16 protein-coding genes and 1 riboswitch are annotated in these 18,479 nt (G+C 58.5%); of the genes, 3 read left to right on the top strand and 13 right to left on the bottom strand.

The window, feature by feature from the left end; genetic code table 11:
• Window positions 1–110 precede the first annotated feature (110 nt).
• The gene (locus ACWKWM_RS08110) at window positions 111–1,622 is read left to right on the top strand and encodes an AhpA/YtjB family protein (RefSeq protein ID WP_483845655.1); all 1,512 of its coding nucleotides are present in this window, start codon (window positions 111–113) and stop codon (window positions 1,620–1,622) included.
• Between the two features lie 236 nt (window positions 1,623–1,858).
• On the opposite strand, the gene ACWKWM_RS08105 is transcribed toward ACWKWM_RS08110, so the two are convergent.
• The 9 genes from ACWKWM_RS08105 to ACWKWM_RS08065 all read right to left on the bottom strand — a co-directional run bounded on the left by ACWKWM_RS08105 (window position 1,859) and on the right by ACWKWM_RS08065 (window position 11,347).
• Window positions 1,859–2,563: a PqiC family protein gene (locus ACWKWM_RS08105; protein WP_483845654.1), complete on the bottom strand. Its 705-nt coding sequence runs from the start codon at window positions 2,561–2,563 to the stop codon at window positions 1,859–1,861.
• A 181-nt stretch (window positions 2,564–2,744) separates the two neighbouring features.
• Complete coding sequence (gene parC / locus ACWKWM_RS08100) at window positions 2,745–5,009, bottom strand: DNA topoisomerase IV subunit A (protein WP_483845653.1); 2,265 nt, start codon at window positions 5,007–5,009, stop codon at window positions 2,745–2,747.
• A gap of 10 nt (window positions 5,010–5,019) precedes the next feature.
• Window positions 5,020–5,502, bottom strand: a complete 483-nt coding sequence (locus ACWKWM_RS08095; protein WP_483845826.1) for a retropepsin-like aspartic protease family protein — start codon at window positions 5,500–5,502, stop codon at window positions 5,020–5,022.
• Between the two features lie 35 nt (window positions 5,503–5,537).
• Entirely contained in the window at window positions 5,538–6,515 is a 978-nt protein-coding gene (locus ACWKWM_RS08090) for an esterase-like activity of phytase family protein (RefSeq protein WP_483845652.1), read from the bottom strand.
• Window positions 6,515–8,419, bottom strand: a complete 1,905-nt coding sequence (gene parE / locus ACWKWM_RS08085) for a DNA topoisomerase IV subunit B (RefSeq protein ID WP_483845651.1) — start codon at window positions 8,417–8,419, stop codon at window positions 6,515–6,517. Before parE ends, ACWKWM_RS08090 begins: the two co-directional genes overlap by 1 nt.
• Window positions 8,420–8,485: 66 nt before the next feature.
• Window positions 8,486–9,103, bottom strand: a complete 618-nt coding sequence (locus ACWKWM_RS08080) for a YqiA/YcfP family alpha/beta fold hydrolase (protein ID WP_483845650.1) — start codon at window positions 9,101–9,103, stop codon at window positions 8,486–8,488.
• A gap of 249 nt (window positions 9,104–9,352) precedes the next feature.
• Window positions 9,353–10,162, bottom strand: a complete 810-nt coding sequence (gene cpdA, locus ACWKWM_RS08075; protein WP_483845649.1) for a 3',5'-cyclic-AMP phosphodiesterase — start codon at window positions 10,160–10,162, stop codon at window positions 9,353–9,355.
• Window positions 10,163–10,286: 124 nt separating this feature from the next.
• Entirely contained in the window at window positions 10,287–10,739 is a 453-nt protein-coding gene (locus tag ACWKWM_RS08070) for a DUF1249 domain-containing protein (RefSeq protein ID WP_483845648.1), read from the bottom strand.
• Entirely contained in the window at window positions 10,730–11,347 is a 618-nt protein-coding gene (locus tag ACWKWM_RS08065) for an NUDIX domain-containing protein (protein ID WP_483845647.1), read from the bottom strand. Before ACWKWM_RS08065 ends, ACWKWM_RS08070 begins: the two co-directional genes overlap by 10 nt.
• Before the next feature lie 219 nt (window positions 11,348–11,566).
• On the opposite strand from ACWKWM_RS08065, the gene ACWKWM_RS08060 reads away from it, so the two are divergent.
• Window positions 11,567–12,313, top strand: coding sequence for an RsiV family protein (locus ACWKWM_RS08060; RefSeq protein ID WP_483845646.1), 747 nt, complete (start codon window positions 11,567–11,569; stop codon window positions 12,311–12,313).
• On the opposite strand, the gene cytX is transcribed toward ACWKWM_RS08060, so the two are convergent.
• Together cytX and thiC are read right to left on the bottom strand one after the other, a co-directional pair.
• Window positions 12,282–13,571 (bottom strand): putative hydroxymethylpyrimidine transporter CytX, encoded by a 1,290-nt coding sequence (gene cytX, locus ACWKWM_RS08055; RefSeq protein WP_483845645.1) that lies wholly within the window; start codon window positions 13,569–13,571, stop codon window positions 12,282–12,284. The genes ACWKWM_RS08060 and cytX overlap by 32 nt on opposite strands.
• Window positions 13,572–13,717: 146 nt before the next feature.
• Window positions 13,718–15,604: a phosphomethylpyrimidine synthase ThiC gene (gene thiC / locus ACWKWM_RS08050; protein ID WP_483845644.1), complete on the bottom strand. Its 1,887-nt coding sequence runs from the start codon at window positions 15,602–15,604 to the stop codon at window positions 13,718–13,720.
• Window positions 15,605–15,765: 161 nt separating this feature from the next.
• Window positions 15,766–15,870: riboswitch (TPP riboswitch) on the bottom strand.
• 164 nt (window positions 15,871–16,034) lie between these two features.
• Here thiC and ACWKWM_RS08045 point away from each other — a divergent pair.
• Window positions 16,035–17,474: a TolC family outer membrane protein gene (locus tag ACWKWM_RS08045; RefSeq protein ID WP_483845643.1), complete on the top strand. Its 1,440-nt coding sequence runs from the start codon at window positions 16,035–16,037 to the stop codon at window positions 17,472–17,474.
• Between the two features lie 224 nt (window positions 17,475–17,698).
• Here ACWKWM_RS08045 and ACWKWM_RS08040 read toward each other — a convergent pair whose 3' ends face one another.
• Together ACWKWM_RS08040 and ACWKWM_RS08035 are read right to left on the bottom strand one after the other, a co-directional pair.
• Window positions 17,699–18,052: a hypothetical protein gene (locus ACWKWM_RS08040; protein ID WP_483845642.1), complete on the bottom strand. Its 354-nt coding sequence runs from the start codon at window positions 18,050–18,052 to the stop codon at window positions 17,699–17,701.
• Window positions 18,021–18,479 (bottom strand): RHS repeat-associated core domain-containing protein (locus ACWKWM_RS08035; protein WP_483845641.1); only part of this gene is annotated, 459 nt, incomplete at its 5' end. The genes ACWKWM_RS08035 and ACWKWM_RS08040, both read right to left, overlap by 32 nt.

Raw genomic sequence — 18,479 nt, 5'->3', positions numbered from 1 at the left:
AAAAACCGCATTCTACTCACTTTCAGTGACCGCCGGGCACAGCGAGCGCTTTGCCGCACCTGGGTCGCTCGCTATACTGCGCGGCAACTTCTCCAAGAGAGCCGTGCTCTGTGAACCGGCCCACGCCCGTTAAAACCGATAACTTCTTCCTGCTAATCTTCCGGGCATTGCGGCATCGTCGTGTACCGATAGCTTTGCGTATCGCCAGCCATAACGTGATCCTCGTCGCGTTGGCTCTGGTGATCTACGCCTGCGTGATGGGCCTGCAATTCAAGCAGGCCATGCACGAACAGGCCGACGCACTGGGGCAGGCCCTGACCACGCAGACCGCTACGTCAGCCACTGAACTGTTGGTGTCCAACGACAACCTCAGTCTCAACGTGCTGCTGGGCAACCTGGTGAAAAACCCGTTGGTAGCCCACGCGGCTATTTATAGCGTCGACAACCGGATTCTCGCAGAAGCCGGCCAGCGACCAAAAAACGGTTTGCTGGGTGAAGCTGAGGGCCAGTACGAGATCAAGATCACTTTCCAGGACGTGGTCGCGGGTAATCTGCGTATCAGCCTGGACATGACCCAGTTCCAGCAACCGATGACCATCAGCCTGCAAAGCATGGCGATTCTCAGCGGTATCCTGCTGGCATTGTCACTGGCGCTGAGCCTGCGTCTTGGGCGGCACATCTCCACGCCGCTGCTGCAATTGCGCATGTGGCTGCGCTACATCGACCCGTACACCCCGGGGACCGATCGTCAGGATGAAATCGGCGATCTGGCACGTCAGCTCAAGGCATCGTATGCGCCGCCGGAGCCGGAGCCTGCTCCCGAACCCGAGCCTGAGTACGTCGAAGACGACGACACTGAAACCTCATTCGATGACAGCGACCTGAACGACCCTGACTTTGACGACGCGCCCAAACCTCGCGTCAATGTCACGCCCCGTCAGATCGTGGCTGACGAAGATGAAGAGGACGACCCGTTCTCCGACCTGAAGGACGATTCGCTGCCCAAGCCGATTGCGCGCCCGACGCTGCCTGTTGCGCCTTCGCAACCTCAGTACAGCGCCGTGCTGGCTGTGCAACTGGGTTCTCAGGAGCAACTGCGTCGATTGCCGCGCGCTCGCCTGACCGAACTGCTGGAGCGCTATCGCGACTGCATCGACCAGGCCGCCTCGCTGTACGACAGTGAACTGCACACGCTGAACGACGGCAGCTCGCTCATGCTGTTCAGCACTCAGGACAGCGGCGATGACTATCTGACCAACGCTATTTGCTGCGGCGAATTGCTGCGAGCGCTGAGCCATGCATTGCAAATCGAGGTCGCAGACAGCGGCATCGCCCTGCAACTGCAACTGGGTCTGACTCAGGGCGAAGGCCTGCACGGCATGACACAGATTGACTTGTTGCTCACTGAAACGGCCCAAGATGCTCTGGCGCTGTCTCAACACAGCCGCAATCTGTTGCTGGTTGAGCGCAAGATCAGTGAAGACCCGACCATCCGCCAACGCGCGCGCATCCGCCCGATCGCAAGCCCCGAAGGTGCCAGCTGTGTAGAGCGTTTGCTGGAACCCTACCCGTCGATGCTCGAACGCCAATTGGCGCGAATGCACGAAGCTCGCAAGGTCTGACCCCTTTCACAGGCTCGCTGCTATCTTCAGATAGACGCGGGCTTTGTAGGTCGCTTGACCGAGAGGCGGACCTGTGGGAGCGGACCTGTCCGCGAAGAGATGAGTACGGTCATCACTCTTCTATCGTCCATAAAAGCCGCATTCGCGGACAGGTCCGCTCCCACACAAAAGCTGAGACAGTTATCGCACCCACAAAAAAGCCCGCATCGCTGCGGGCTTTTTGTTGGGCGCTGAACTTAGAAGCGGAACACTTCCAGATCAGTCCGAATAGGCGAAGCCATCGGAATCTTCGGCTTATCCTGGTCAGTCCGGGTCTTGGCTGGAGCGGACTTTCTCGGCTCCTCAGCCACCAGCGGCTGACTGGCCACCGGCCTGACTGCAACACTCAGCTGATCCGCCAGACGCTGCAACAGCAGGCCTTGCGCCTTGACCTGAGCAGCTGAACTGCCCGCGTGAGGCTCTTCGAGGTGAATCAGCTTGGTATCACGGACGGTGCCGCGCCGATCAAGCAAACGCCACTGCGCGTCTAGAATGGCCGGTTGATCCTTGCCTGAGTCCAGACGAGTGATCGACAGCACCACTTGCACGTCAGGCGTAAAGTTCGCCGCCGCTGGCGCCATGACGACGCGCTGGCTATCGAGCTTCCACGCCAATTGGCGAAGCAGCAATTGATCGATATCCGAGGAAAGACTGCCGGCCCAGCGCCCATCGGTGGAAGCCGTCAGGCTGCCGTCGGGTTGACGCTGCAGTAATGTCTCGCGTTGCAAGTAATCAGCAACGGAAACCGGGCCCAGCAACACTGCCACCCCGCCGTTTTGTTTCGGTTGCCCAGGTGCGCCGCTATCAAGCTGATACAGCGAAGTGGGTTGATGCACGCTACACCCGGCCAAACCTAGAACGCCGGTCAACAGCAATACAACAGGAACGCGTAAGAAATTCATCATTCCATCCAGGTGGCGGCCACAAGGCACACCACGATGTTAAGGACTCAAGAAAACATGAAGGCACTCAGCCACGCCTGCACCTCAAGACGCCATATCATCCGTGAATATGCGCTATGACTCCAGCGATTATGCGTCGATCTTCGTGGCAGAACGAAGACCGACCGCCTAAATCGACTGCTTAAATAGCGCTTTCCACCAACAGACCGTCCACGCGCTGGAAGCCGCGCGGCAACTTATTGCCCCGGCGTCCACGCTCGCCCTTGTAATGTTCAAGATCGTCTGGCTTGAGCGACAGCGTACGCTTGCCCGCCTGGAGCACCAAGGTAGAGCCATCCGGAATGACTGCCAAACCTGTCACGTATTCTTCACGGCTCGCTACCCGCTCGCCGGGGATGCCGATGATCTTGTTGCCTTTGCCTTTACCCAGCTGCGGCAGGTCGCTGATTTTGAACACCAGCAAGCGACCTTCCGTGGTCACGGCAGCCAGCCAGTTCTGTTCACGATCAGCAACCGGACGCGGCATGATGACCTTGGCGCCTTTGGGAAGACTCAACAGCGCCTTGCCAGCTTTGTTCTTGGCCTGCAGATCCTCACCCTTGACCACGAACCCGTAACCGGCGTCAGAGGCGATGACATACAGCGCATCGTCGTCAGGCAACAATACGCATTCGAATGTCGCACCCGGCGGCGGCTGGAGCTTGCCGCTCAACGGCTCGCCCTGGCCCCGTGCCGATGGCAAGGTGTGGGCTGCCAGGGAATAACTGCGCCCTGTTGAGTCTATAAAAACAGCGAACTGGTTTGAGCGACCCATCGCAGCGGTCTGAAAACCATCCCCGGCCTTGTAGGAAAGCCCGGTGCCGTCAATATCGTGACCTTTGGCGGAGCGCACCCAGCCTTTTTCCGACAGCACGACCGTGACTTTCTCGTTCGGCAGCAGGTCATGTTCGGTCATGGCCTTGGCTTCAGCACGCTCGACGATCGGCGAACGGCGATCATCGCCATAGGTTTCAGCATCTTTGATCAGCTCGGTGCGCACCAGCTTCTTGAGCTTGGCTTCGCTGCCCAGCAAGGCCATCAGCTTGGCGCGCTCCTTGTTCAGTTCATCCTGCTCGTTGCGCAGCTTCATTTCTTCGAGGCGTGCCAACTGACGCAGACGGGTATCCAGAATGTAATCGGCCTGGATTTCGCTCAGTTCAAAGCGCTCGATCAGCTTGGCTCGCGGGTGCTCCTCGGTGCGGATGATGTGGATCACTTCATCCAGATTGAGGTAGGCGATCAGCAAGCCGTCCAACAGGTGCAGACGACGATCGACTTTATCGAGACGGAATTGGAGGCGACGGCGCACGGTCCGCACGCGGAACTCCAGCCATTCCACCAGCAGCGCTCGCAGGTTCTTCAGCTGCGGCTTGCCGTCCAGACCGATGATGTTGATGTTGACGCGGTAGCTGGACTCAAGGTCAGTACTGGCGAACAAGTGCTGCATCAACGCTTCGTGATCGACCCGGCTGTTCACCGGAATAATCACGATACGGCAGGGGTTTTCGTGGTCGGACTCATCGCGCAGGTCGGCAACCTGCGGCGCCTTGGAAGGCTTGGCTTGCATCAGGGCGGCGATCTGCTCCAGCACCTTGGCGCCGGAGACCTGATGCGGCAATGATGTCACGATGATGTCGCCATCTTCGACGTGGTACACAGCGCGCATGCGCACCGAGCCCTTACCGGTTTCGTACATCTTCAGCAGGTCGGCGCGGGGGGTGATGATTTCCGCTTCGGTCGGATAGTCCGGCCCTTTGATGTGTTCGCACAGCTCGCTGATGGTCGCTTTGGGCTCATCGAGCAAATGCACACACGCCGCAGCGACTTCCCGCAGGTTGTGCGGCGGTACGTCGGTGGCCATGCCCACGGCAATGCCGGTGGTGCCGTTGAGCAGGATGTTCGGTAAACGTGCCGGGAGTACCGAAGGTTCGTCCAGCGTACCGTCGAAGTTAGGCACCCAGTCGGCAGTGCCCTGTCCCAGCTCACTGAGCAATACCTCGGAATAACGCGACAGGCGCGCTTCGGTGTAACGCATGGCCGCAAATGACTTGGGATCATCTGGCGCACCCCAGTTCCCTTGGCCATCGACCAACGTGTAGCGATAGCTGAACGGCTGAGCCATCAGCACCATCGCCTCATAGCAGGCCGAATCGCCGTGAGGATGGAATTTGCCGAGTACGTCACCGACCGTACGCGCGGACTTCTTGTGCTTGGAATCTGCGTCCAGGCCCAGTTCGCTCATAGCGTAGACGATGCGTCGTTGCACCGGCTTCAAGCCGTCGCCGATGTGCGGCAGCGCGCGGTCCATGATCACGTACATGGAATAGTTGAGGTAGGCCTGTTCGGTGAAGTCAGCCAGTGATCGGCGTTCTACGCCATCCAGGCTGAGGTCAAGGGAGTCGCTCATGCGGGCCTCATCATTTTGTCTTCTGACGCAGCAGCATAGTGCCGCCGCGCTGGGTGAATTCGAGTTGTTTCATGGCGCTCATGCCCAGCAGCGCTTGTTCGCCGTCCAAACCGGGCACCACCAGGGCGCGCACATTGCTCAGGACGATATCGCCAATCTGCAGGCGGTCCAGCGTGGTCCGAAAACCTTCGCTGCGCCCGTTCGCGGTGCTGACATCAACCCGCGCTCCACGGCCAAGCCCCAATTGATCCGCCACGGAGGCGGGTATCGCTACGTCAGTCGCGCCCGTGTCGAGCATGAACTGCACAGGGCGGGTGTTGACGAGACCGGTCATCACGAAGTGACCCTGACGATTGGCGGCCAGTTGCACTTCGATATAGCCGTCGCCGTGCTGCGAGGCAACGGCGGTATTGGGGTTTTCCTGACGCTGCTCCCAATCGCCAAAAAACCGCGTCGCTAGAAACAGCGCCGCGGCCCAGGCCACTATCAACATCAAGCGGCCAGCGCGTTTGCCGGCAGGCGCCTGACTCAAGGCTTACCGCCCCAACCACCTTCAGGCGCTGCAAAACGCCAGACAATCGGACGTTTTTCACCATCGGCGCGCATACCGAAGTTATTGTCGATCCCGACCCAGGCGCCCTTTTCATCCACCACCAGCGCTTCGGTCAGACCAAATTTCTGATCGTATAGGCGGTTGGGCAGCAAGGCTTCCTTGGCGAATGACCAGCAGGCTTCGATTTTGCCGGTCTCCAGGCTGCGGCGGCAAATACGATATGCCGCTCGCTCCAGTGCATACAGCTTGCCTTTGAAGAGGGAGATGTCAGCAAAATCTATCGGTAAAGATTGCCCGCCTACCTGTGGAGGAAGCACGTCATTGCCCGACTCAACCCGCAAGATGCAGCTGCCTTTGCAATCCCAAGTGCCTTGGTCTTGATGCACCGCCAGCAGCCCGCGCTTGTCGCGCTCGGCCGCCAGCCACAACTGATCGCCCGCCGCATTGATGGCGATGCCTTCAAAGATGGCGTTGAAATGTCTCAGCATTCCGGCCGACTGGGCTTCCTGGACGACTTTTTTTGGCAGATCAAGCCATACCGGAGCACCGTCGACAGGGACTTTAAGGACCGTTGCATAGCCTTCGCTAACCAGGTACCGGTTGCCTGCCGCGTCACAGGTGACGCCTTCGAAATCCAGGCTGCCGCCACGAATGAGCGATGCTGCCTTGGCCAAAGACGTCATGGCGGTGGACAGGCCGCTGTCCGGAACAGGTGGAATGACAAGCAGCGTTTGCTTGGCCTTCCAGACGGTTTCGGTGGTGTCCAGGCTGTACAGGATCGAGTCGTCGCGGTCCGATACCGTCCACAGCACGCCATTGCATGAAGCCAGACCCGAAAGGTTGCCGCCGACCATGTCATCCACCGGATGCTCGGACAACAACTTCAATTCAGGTAACGGGGCCGCGAAAACCGGTGCTGAGATGAGCAGCAGCGCTGCAAGCCAGGCCCGCATCAAGTCAGCACCTCGGCCAGGTTGCCTTTGGATTCAAGCCAGCTTTTGCGGTCACCGGCGCGCTTCTTGGCCAGCAGCATGTCCATCATTTCCGAGGTCGCTTCAAAGTCATCCAGCGTGAGCTGGACCAACCGACGGGTGTTGGGGTCCATCGTGGTTTCGCGAAGTTGCGGCGGATTCATCTCGCCCAACCCTTTGAATCGGGTGACCTGAGGTTTGCCGCGTTTTTTCTCGGCGATCAGACGATCGAGAATACCGTCGCGCTCGGCTTCATCCAGGGCGTAATAAATGTCTTTGCCTAAGTCGATGCGATACAGCGGCGGCATGGCGACGTAGACGTGGCCAGCATCCACCAACGGCCGGAAATGCTGGACGAACAATGCACACAGCAGCGTCGCGATGTGCAGGCCGTCTGAGTCAGCGTCGGCGAGGATGCAGATTTTGCCGTAACGCAACTGGGCAATGTCAGCCGAGCCAGGATCGACACCAATGGCGACTGCAATGTTGTGGACTTCCTGACTGGCGAGCACCTCGCCGCCATCCACTTCCCAAGTGTTCAGGATCTTGCCGCGCAACGGCAGGATGGCCTGGAATTCTTTATCGCGGGCCTGCTTGGCAGAACCGCCGGCGGAATCACCTTCCACGAGAAACAGCTCGGAGCGCATCGGGTCCTGGCCCGCGCAGTCCGCCAGTTTGCCCGGCAACGCTGGGCCTTGGGTGATGCGTTTGCGCTCAACCTTTTTGCTGGCCTTCAGACGACGGCCGGCGTTATTGATCGCCAGCTCTGCCAGTTGCATGCCCAGATCAGAGTTCGCGTTGAGCCACAGGCTGAACGCATCCTTGACGACGCCTGAGACAAACGCCGCCGCTTCGCGGGAAGACAGGCGCTCTTTGGTCTGACCGGAGAACTGCGGCTCTTGCATCTTCATCGACAGCACGAAGGCAATACGTTCCCAGACGTCCTCGGGGGCCAGCTTCACGCCGCGCGGCAGCAGATTGCGGTATTCGCAGAAATCGCGCATCGCGTCGAGCAGCCCTTGGCGCAGACCGTTGACGTGGGTGCCGCCTTGCGCCGTCGGGATCAGGTTGACGTAGCTTTCCTGCACGCTGTCGCCACCTTCGGGCAACCACAGCAGCGCCCAATCGACCGCCTCTTTATTACCGGCAAAAACGCCGCAAAAAGGCTCATCCGGCAGGCGCAGGAAGTCACTGACCGAGTCCTGCAGGTATGAGCGCAGGCCATCCTCGTAGTGCCACTCGACTTTCTCGCCGCTGGCCTTGTCTTCAAAGCTGACCAGCAACCCCGGGCAGAGCACGGCTTTGGCCTTGAGCACATGCTTGAGGCGGCTGACGGAGAATTTGGGGGTGTCGAAATATTTAGGGTCCGGCGCGAAGTACACGCTGGTGCCGGTGTTGCGTTTGCCGACTGCGCCGATGACTGCCAACTCGGTGGACTTGTAGCCATCGGCGAAGGTCATTTCATACTCGTTGCCGTCACGTTTGACCCGCACTCGCACCTGGGTGGAGAGCGCGTTGACCACGGAGATCCCCACGCCGTGCAAGCCGCCTGAGAACTGGTAGTTCTTGTTGGAGAACTTGCCACCCGCGTGAAGCTTGGTGAGGATCAGTTCGACGCCCGACACGCCTTCTTCCGGGTGAATGTCCACCGGCATCCCACGACCGTCGTCGGCTACTTCAAGGGAGTTGTCGGCGTGCAGGATGACCTGCACGGATTTGGCGTGTCCGGCCAGCGCCTCATCGACGCTGTTGTCGATGACTTCCTGGGCCAAGTGGTTTGGCCGTGAGGTGTCGGTGTACATGCCCGGCCGCTTGCGGACGGGGTCGAGGCCCGAGAGGACTTCGATGGCGTCTGCGTTATAAGAGCTAGCGCTGGGATTGGCCATGGGGTCTCGTCATCAGTCGTTCATTAAATTTCGGATTGACTCTGTGCAATCTGTTAGCGCGACCCATCACCGTGCAGCGCGATCGATCGTTTGCAGCAATTGGGGCGCAAAGCCTGCAAAACTCAACAAGGCCGGCATCTTGGCGGCGAAGCCCTGGAAGCTGTGATCACCGCCCGCTTCTATACGCAAGGCGCATGCCCGGTAGAAAGTCTGCGCGCGGCGGTAGTCCAGCGTCTCATCAGCTGTCTGCAGCCATACTTGAATTCGTTGCGGGTCCTGCGGGGCTGGCACTTCGAGTTCGGCCAGCGCATCCACATGATCATGCGTCAGCTCCCAGCGCTCGCCGGTATAGAGGTTTTCCTGAGTACCGAGAAAACCGTCGAACAGCTGATGCGGGTTGACTGCCGGGTTGATCAATACAGCCTTTAGGCCGTGGCGCTCCGCCAAATGAGTCGCATAGTAGCCGCCGAGCGAGCTGCCGACCAGCAACGGCCGACCGAGGTCGCTGATAGCACTTTCCAACTGAGCAATGGCCCGCCGAGGATGGTGATGCAATTCAGGGACACGCAGCTGATCGATCAGCCCCAGGTGCTGCATCAGCTCGGTCAACTGCGTGGCTTTTTTCGACAAGGCCGAGCTGTTGAGCCCGTGTATATAAAGCAGAGTCGGCTGATCTTGATTCACGCGGTCGCCTCCGGGCACGGTCATTTCGGGCTGCGCGCATCAATGAGCGCGGGCTGGCACAGGCAAAGCCGTGCAGTTTACAGGGACAAGTGGGCTGTAGCTCATTTTTAGGCTGTTGGAGCGAGTGGGCGGCATTCCTACCTGGTCACGTAGCTGGGACCGTAGGGTGTCAGGCACACCGTGTCGTCGGCTTCGCGGGCAAGCCTCGCTCCAACGACCGCGACTGCGATAAAGGATTGGATAACGCCGTTAATACCCGCCTCCGCCAAGGTCAACATCGAAGGCCCCCTCGGCCAGCCGGGAAACACCCGTCTCGAGCTGCCCGTCGCGATGCAGACGTAACCAGCGATAACCTGGAGCGCGGCTGTCCAGCTTGAAATCGTCGCTAACTGGCGCGAACTGGATGCAGGTCGAAGGTGACGCCATTAATCGCACGCCATCTCGCCAGTGATCGAATTCCTGATGCACATGCCCCCACAGCACCGCACGAACCTGAGGAAACCGATCCAGCACAGAAAACAGCGCGTCCGGGTTTTTCAGACCGATCGGCTCCATCCAGGCGCAGCCGATCGGCACCGGATGATGGTGCAGACAGACCAGATGATGACGCTCAGGCGCCTCGCTCAAGGACTGCGCCAGAAGTTGCAGCTGTTTATCTTCGAGATAACCAGGCACGGAGCCGGGTACGGCTGAATCGAGCAACGTAATGCGCCAATTGCCGACATCGACAATAGGCTCAAGAAAGTCGCTTTGCTGCGCCGCCAATGCCATCTGGGGGAGCTCGTCGTGGTTGCCGGGGAGCCAGCGCTTAGGAGCAGCGATGCGGTCGGTGGCATCACGGAAGGCTTGATAGGACTCGACCGTGCCGTCCTGGGAAAGATCGCCGCTGGCAATCACCAGATCAATCAGCGGTTGTTCCTCAAGCACTTGTTCCACTGCGGCAATGAGGCTGTCGCGAGTATTCATGCCCATCAGCGTGCCGTCCGCTTCACCGAACAGATGGCTGTCGGTCAACTGGACCACAAGTACAGAAGCAGATTGTGAGGATGCGCTCGGCAACGGCCATCTCCTTGAGCGGGTTATGGCCGGATTATGGTGCGAGAGCGGCAAGACGGCAAACAGACAAAAGTGGCGTGGTTCGCATTTAAATCGAAGGTATGAACGGCAGCGCCAAACAGATCAATTAACGCACCGCCTCAAACTCATGCCCACACGCCAGACAGTGGCTCAGCCATTCACCTAAAAACAGGTTGAGCTGGGCCTTTTCGTCGGGCTGGTGCATTTCAGGATTGGGGTACGGGTAGATGCCTTGAAAGCGCCGCGCGTGTTCGGCGCCGATGACCTCGGCCATGCGGGCGTCGTGATAGACCTGCACTTCGAGCCTAGGCACAGGAAGCCACGGCAGGCTGTGTTCCTGGCGCACTTGCAACGTGGTGGTATACGGGCAATCGAGGATCACTTCGACTGCCAGCACGCCGAGCATTTGATCACCCTGCGTGACTGCCACGCGGCGGGACCGTTGCGTGTTGCGCATGTCCGGGAGCAAACGCATCAAGCGCGCATAGTTGGCCTCACAGGCTGCTTGCAGCCCGGCAAGGTCAACACGATAGCGATCGCGCAGAAGATTCACGTCCACAGCCCCCTGATTTCAGTGCGGTTCAAAGCCAGCCACTGTATGGCGATAATAGTTGCAGCATTAACAATGCGTCCGTCTTTTACAGCTTGAAATGCATCCTCGAACGACCAGACCGACACACGGATATCCTCGGCTTCTTCAACCAGCCCGTGCAAGCCCCCCGCACCCTCGCTTTCGCACTTGCCCAGGAACAGATGAACGAATTCATTGCTGCCACCCGGCGACGGAAAGTATTGAGTAATCGGCCACAACGCGCTGAAGACAAGCCCAGCTTCCTCCTGTCCCTCGCGGTGAGCAACCTCTTCGGGCTCCTCTTTTTTGTCGATCAGGCCGGCGACCATTTCGATCAGCCACGGGTTGGGCGTCTTGCCGACGGCGCCGACGCGAAACTGCTCCAGAAGCACCACTTCGTCGCGCTTGGCGTCGTAAGGCAGCACGCACACGGCATCGTGGCGCACGAACAGCTCGCGGGTGATTTCCGGGCTCATGCCGCCGGCGAACAGCTCATGGCGCAGGTGCAGCTTGTCCAGTTGATAAAAACCCTTGAAGCAGTTTTCGCGCTGGGTGATCTCGTGTTGGGTTGGCATCGATTTAGTCGTGTCAGTCATAAAATTCTCGCTGCGGGACCACCAATGTCTTCAGCCCATCCTAACGCGCTGGATCAAGGGATGCAGCCCCCGGCCCGGCATTTGTGGCAAGCAGGGTAGACGACGATGAGCGAAAAGATCTCTAATCGGGCAAGCGGCGAACTGATGGCGCCGTCTGTAGTCGAAGCACCTTGCAGCTGCCTCACGCAGCTGCTTTCTTTGCCATTGCCAAGGATCAACATGTCGTTTCTGAAGATCATTTCACTGGCTTGCGTGGCCCTGATACTGGGCGCCTGCCAAAGCTTGTTCCAGCCCAATCTGCGCAGTCCGTTGACCGTTCAGCGTGACGCCTCCGAGCTGATAAAACCGGGCTGCACCAGCGCCGATTGCCCGCTGGTGAACATCGACACCGTGCACTTCCCTGATGAGCCCAAACTCGATGCGATCGTTCAGCGCACGCTGCTGCAACTGACCCGCACAGATTCCGACGGCCCGGTGCCGCCAACGCTCAAGGCCTACCAGGAGCAATACCTGAGTCAAGCGCAAGCACGCAACAGCAGTTATTTGCAGGCCAAAGTACGCGAGCAGCATGACGGTATCGTCGTCATAGAGCTGTCCAGCTACCTCGATACCGGTGGTGCCCACGGCGATCCGGGCCGGGCCTTCATCAACTACTCGCGTGCGCAGCAGAAGGTGCTGACCCTGGCAGACATGCTGGTGCCAGGCCAGGAATCTGCCTTCTGGCAAAAAGCCGAGCTCGCACACCAGAGCTGGTTGATCAGCAGCAAGATGAACGAAGACCCGGCATTCGTGCAGAGCTGGCCGTTCAAGCGCACCGCAAACATTGCCCTGACCTACGGCGCGGTGATACTCAAGTACCCAGTAACGACTATCGCCCCCTACGCCATGGGCCACATCGAGCTGAAGATTCCTTACCCTCAGCTCAACGGCATCATCAAACCGGAACTGTTCCCCGGCCGGAGCTGATTGCCTTCCCCAAAATCAGTTGCAGCACGCCAGCCACGATAATGGCTGGCAGTGTTGCACCGATGTCCGGATAGAGGTTCGCCAACAAGTGATACGTACTGATCCCGCCCAGCCAAGCCAATAGCGTCATCCAGCGAAAACTCAATGTTACCGCCACGTCGCCGCGACGACGCAGGATGAAGTGATCTACCAGCACCACGCCGAACAGCGGCGCGAACACCGAGCCAATCAACAGCAGGAAATTTTGGTACTGGGCAAGTGGCGCAAAGCAGGCGATCAGGGTGCAAATCACACCGATTGCCAATGCAATGTGCTCAACCTTGGCCTTCACCAGAATCCCGCTCGAAACCGCTGCCGAGTGAATGTCTGCAAACGCGTTCTCCGACTCATCGAGCAAAATCAGCAGCAGCGGAATGCCCATCCCCGCACCCGCCAGCGCCAGCAAAAGCGCATTGGCATCGCCACTTGGCGCGAACGCCAGCGTGTACGCAACGCCCAGGCTCATCAGCCAGAAATTACCGATAAAAAAGCCCAGCGCGGTCCCGCCGAAGACACCGGCTGCGCGTTTGCCAAAGCGCGAGTAATCGGCAATCAGCGGCAACCATGAGAGCGGCATGGCGATCGCGATGTCAAAGCCGACGGCGAATGGCATCGAGCCGTCACCGGCGCGCGCCCACAGCACTGCCAGATCAGTTTTGCTCAGCAGGTTCCAAGTCAGCCAGATGCACGCAGCCAACAACAGCCAGATGCCCCACTTGCGCAGCACTTGCCGCACGAATGTCAGCGGGCCGCTGACCGCTAGCAACGTGGCAAGCGCACCGAATACCACCGTCCAGAGCAAAGGATTGGCTATCAAGCTGCCTTCTGAAGAGACGCGAGCGCCCAACAGACTGGCGGCATCGCGCATCACGATGATTTCGAACGAGCCCCAACCCACCAGTTGCAGCAGGTTGAGCAGCGCGGGCAACGTCGCGCCCTTGGTGCCGAGGCTGAGCTTGAGCGCAGCCATGGATGAGAGACCGGTGTCGCTGCCGATCAAACCCACGGCCGCCAGCAGCAGAACGCCGACCAGCGTGCCGATGAAGATCGCCAGCATCGAACCGGACATGCCCAAACCCGGCGCTAGCAAGGCCCCGGTTTGCAGGACCATGAGGCCAATGCCGAGGGAAAACCACAGGGAAAACAGATCCCGTGCGCCGAAGACGCGGTTGGTGGCGGGGATGGGAATATCGGGGGAGTAGGTGTTGGGTGTGTTCACGTTTTTATCTCGCAGGGTTGTGAGCTGTCTGCACGCGATCAACCTGTAGGAGCGAATTCATTCGCGAGAAATGTTCCAGACAACCTATTCCTGCCGGCTGTACTGGCCTCTCGCGAATAAATTCGCTCCTACAGTCATCGGCGGCGTCAGATCTTTTTATAAAGCTGACTACCTTCCTGCTTGAACCGCTCGGCCTGCTCGCGCAAACCCTCTTGCACCGAGACATCCAACGCCTCGATCTTCTGATTGGCGGCGTACTCGCGCACTTCCTGAGTGATCTTCATCGAGCAGAACTTCGGCCCGCACATAGAGCAGAAATGCGCCACTTTGGCCGAATCTTTGGGCAGGGTTTCATCGTGGTATGAGCGCGCGGTGTCGGGATCAAGACCGAGATTGAACTGGTCCTCCCAGCGAAATTCAAAGCGCGCCTTGCTCAGCGCATTGTCCCGGATCTGCGCGCCGGGATGCCCCTTCGCCAAGTCCGCCGCATGGGCCGCGATCTTGTACGTAATGATCCCGGTCTTCACGTCATCCTTGTTCGGCAGGCCCAAGTGTTCCTTGGGCGTGACGTAGCAAAGCATGGCGCAGCCGAACCAGCCGATCATCGCCGCACCGATGCCCGAGGTAATGTGGTCGTAGCCAGGCGCGATATCAGTGGTCAGCGGGCCAAGGGTGTAGAACGGCGCCTCGTCGCAGCACTCAAGCTGCTTGTCCATGTTCTCTTTGATCAGCTGCATCGGCACATGGCCGGGGCCTTCGATCATGCATTGCACGTCGTGTTTCCAGGCGATCTTGGTCAGCTCGCCCAGGGTTTCCAGCTCGCCGAATTGCGCCTCATCGTTGGCGTCGGCAATGGAGCCCGGACGCAGGCCATCGCCCAGCGAGAAGCTGACGTCATAAGCCTTCATGATTTCGCAGATGTCTTCGAAATGGGTGTAGAGGAAGTTCTCTTTGTGATGCGCCAGGCACCACTTGGCCATGATCGAACCACCACGGCTGACAATCCCGGTCACGCGCTTGGCCGTCAACGGCACGTAGCGCAGCAGCACACCGGCGTGGATGGTGAAGTAATCGACGCCCTGCTCCGCTTGCTCGATCAACGTGTCGCGGAACAACTCCCAGGTGAGGTCCTCCGCAGCGCCACCGACTTTTTCCAACGCCTGATAGATCGGTACTGTGCCGATGGGCACTGGCGAATTGCGGATGATCCATTCGCGGGTTTCATGGATGTGCTTGCCGGTGGACAAGTCCATGACGGTGTCCGAACCCCAACGAATCCCCCACGTGAGTTTGGCGACCTCTTCCTCAATGGAAGAGCCCAGCGCGCTGTTGCCGATGTTGCCGTTGATCTTCACCAGGAAGTTACGGCCGATGATCATCGGCTCCAGTTCAACGTGGTTGATGTTGGCCGGAATGATCGCGCGACCACGGGCGATTTCTTCGCGCACGAACTCGGCGGTGATCTCTTTCGGGATGCTCGCACCGAAGCTGTGGCCGGCGTGTTGCTGGTTGAGCAGACCGGCAGCGCGGGCTTCCTGCAGCTTCATGTTTTCCCGGATGGCGACGTATTCCATCTCGGCGGTGATGATGCCCTGACGCGCGTAGTGCATTTGGCTGACGTTGGCGCCGGCCTTGGCCCTACGCGGGTTGTTGACGTGGGCGAAACGCAACGCGGTCAGCTCGGGATCATTCAGGCGCTGTTGACCGAAGTTGGACGTCAGACCGGTCAGGCGCTCGGTGTCGTCGCGCGAATCGATCCACGGCGAGCGCACATCGGCCAGGCCTTTGCGTACGTCGATGATGACGCTGGGGTCGGTGTAGGGGCCGGAGGTGTCGTAAACGGTGACCGGCGCGTTGATCTCGCCGCCGAAGTCCGTGGGCGTTACGTCAAGATGCACTTCACGCATCGGCACGCGAATGTCGGGACGCGACCCCTGCACGTAGATTTTCTGCGAACGGGTGAACGGCTGAACCGAGCCGGAATCGACTTGGGCTGACTCACTCAGATTGGCGTTTTTTAGTTTTGTACTCATCACGGGCTCTCCAGACATCATCCAGCAGCGGATAGATTTGTCGGAGCTTGAGCCTGATGTGAACGGACGGATGCACCCGTTGAAAGAGTGCTGAGGATCGAGCGGACGGTGTTCAGCATGTGAACAATCGACCCCGGACGACACTCAAGAGGACTCGCCGGGAGACGAGAAATCTTGTTCCCTACGCAGGCGCTAACCTGATCAGGTTCAACGGGATCCGGATTATCCGATCTCAGCCTCAAAGCAAGGCACCCCGACAAGAACGCGGCCAGTCTAGTCGCCGTAACCGTCAAACGCCAAGTACGGAATTCAAACGCTCGTTAAATGGCTGATATACCCGATTGTTGTCGGCATCCTGCGGAACTACACTCGCTACGCGGCGCCAAAGCCATCTGAGTCCGCCGGGCCAACAACTACTAGGGAATGTCTCATGCTGCGCAAACTTTCACTGGCCATTGCCGTGTCGTGTGCTTCAAATGCAATGGCCGCAGCAGCGGATTTGCCTTTACCGACCAAGACGGGATTGGTCAGCGTTTATCAGGAAGCGGTCAATAACAACGCCGATCTGGCCGCTGCCCGCGCCGATTACGATGCTCGCAAGGAAATTGTGCCCCAAGCCCGCGCTGGCCTGCTGCCCAATATTACCGGCGGAGCAGATTCGAGCAGCATTCGCACTAAACTCGATGAGCCTTCGGCGGTGATCAACCGCACAGGAACGGTTTACCGGGCAACGCTGAGCCAGCCGATTTTCCGAGCTGACCGCTGGTTCCAGTTGCAGGCCGCCAAGGACGTCAACGAGCAGGCCGCACTTGAGCTTTCAGCTACCGAACAAAATCTTATTCTGGACAGCGCGCAGGATTACTTCACGGTGCTGCGCGCCCAGGACAATCTTGCTTCCACCAAAGCCGAAGAGGCCGCGTTCAAGCGCCAGCTGGATCAGTCCAGAGAGCGTTTCGATGTGGGCCTGTCGGACAAGACCGATGTCTTGCAAGCCCAGGCCAGTTATGACACCGCACGCGCTAGCCGCATCGTTGCCAAGCGTCAGGTGGACGACGCATTTCAAGCGCTGGTGACCCTGACCAATCGCGAATACAACTCCATCGAAGGCATCGTCCACACGTTACCGGTGCTGACGCCGACGCCCAACGATGCAAAAGCCTGGGTCGACACTGCCGCCCAGCAGAACCTCAACCTGCTCGCCAGCAATTATGCGGTCAGCGCGGCAGAAGAAACCCTGCGTCAGCGCAAGGCAGGCCACGCGCCAACGCTGGATGCCGTCGCGCAGGTGGAAAAAGGCGACAACGATGCTTTGGGCTTTAGCAATCCGAACTTCACCGGCCAGGCGTACCACGGCAACGTCGAGCAGCGAACCATCGGCGTGCAGCTGAACATCCCGATTTACAGCGGCGGCCTCACCAGCTCTCAGGTGCGTGAAGCCTACTCGCGCTTGAGCCAGAGCGAGCAGCGGCGCGAAAGCCTGCGTCGCCAAGTGGTCGAAAACACCCGCAACCTGCACCGCGCAGTGAACACTGACGTCGAACAGGTTCAGGCGCGCAAGCAATCGATCATCTCCAACCAAAGCGCACTGGAAGCCACGGAAATCGGCTATCAGGTCGGCACGCGAAACATTGTCGACGTGCTGGACGCGCAACGTCAGCTGTATGCGTCAGTGCGCGATTACAACAACACCCGGTATGACTACATTCTCGACAACCTGCGTTTGAAGCAGGCGGCTGGGACGTTGAATCCTGGAGATCTGCAGGATTTATCGCGGTATTTGAAAGCGGATTACAACCCGGATAAGGACTTCTTGCCGCCTGATTTGGCTAAGGAAGCGGCGAAGAATTTTGAGAGGCCGAGTGAGCGGTAGGCGAAAATACGTCTTTGCGTTGCGCAGAACAAGCGCCTGCATGAAAGCCTGGGAATATTAGTGCAATGACGCCTAGGCTCCGCGTCTGAAGGTTAACTAAAGGTTCTTTGATTTCCAGACTCGAGTTGCGGCTGCGAATGAAATACCTTTGAAGAAGAAGGCCAATTTGTTGACCTCATCCCAGCCGTATACACGATGCGAGCTAAAAACCACTGATCCGACGGCTACTTCTGCGGCTTTTGCCAGAACGGCAAGTCTTCCATGGCGCGCTCGGTATCATCCATATCGTCCGTTCCAAGCGTATGATCGAATCGCTTAGATAGCATGCGTCTTATGCTACATAGCCTTTCAACTACTTTTTGGTCGTCGACAAAGCTGGTTACTTCTTGGGCATATGCTACGGGGTCTACGCTCGCAGGATCGTCAGCGTTGTCGTAATAATGAATTGCAATATTTCGCAGAGAAATCATCATGTACTCGACTTCGGTCAGGATTCGGAGCGCAGATTTACCAGAGATTTTTATTTTCTTGTTTGCTTTGCGCAGCTTATTTTCTTTTTTTGAAAGTTGGGTTTTCAAGTTTAAGGTCTCCTAAAACAGTCAGCTCTTTAGTGTGATAACTAGGATTTTTTATCCATTCTAAACGCTCGGCTGGCACATCCGTCTCTATATAGTGGCGACCTCGTCCCTCATAGATTTTGTATTTGTCTTCTGCTTCTTGTTGGTTCAGCGCCTTTTTACGGGCTGGTTCTAAGTAAACCCGGTTGTTATCTCTAGCAGTAATCACACCACTATCCTTGATTCCCGCCAAACCCTTTGAGTTGGTGTAATGCCGCACACGAACACAACTCCAACCCCAAGGATCAATCCAGCCCACCGGGTTAGGCGCATATTGGTACAGATTGATCCCGCCCGACAAGCCGATCGGGTCGGGGGTGGTGAAGCGGCCGATGTCGGGGTCGTAGTAGCGGAAGGTGTTGTAGTGCAGGCCGGTTTCGCGGTCCAG

Source organism: Pseudomonas rosaeacicularis, assembly GCF_057128745.1.
Note: the sequence above shows the minus strand (reverse complement) of the source record. Positions and strands in the feature narration are given on the sequence as shown.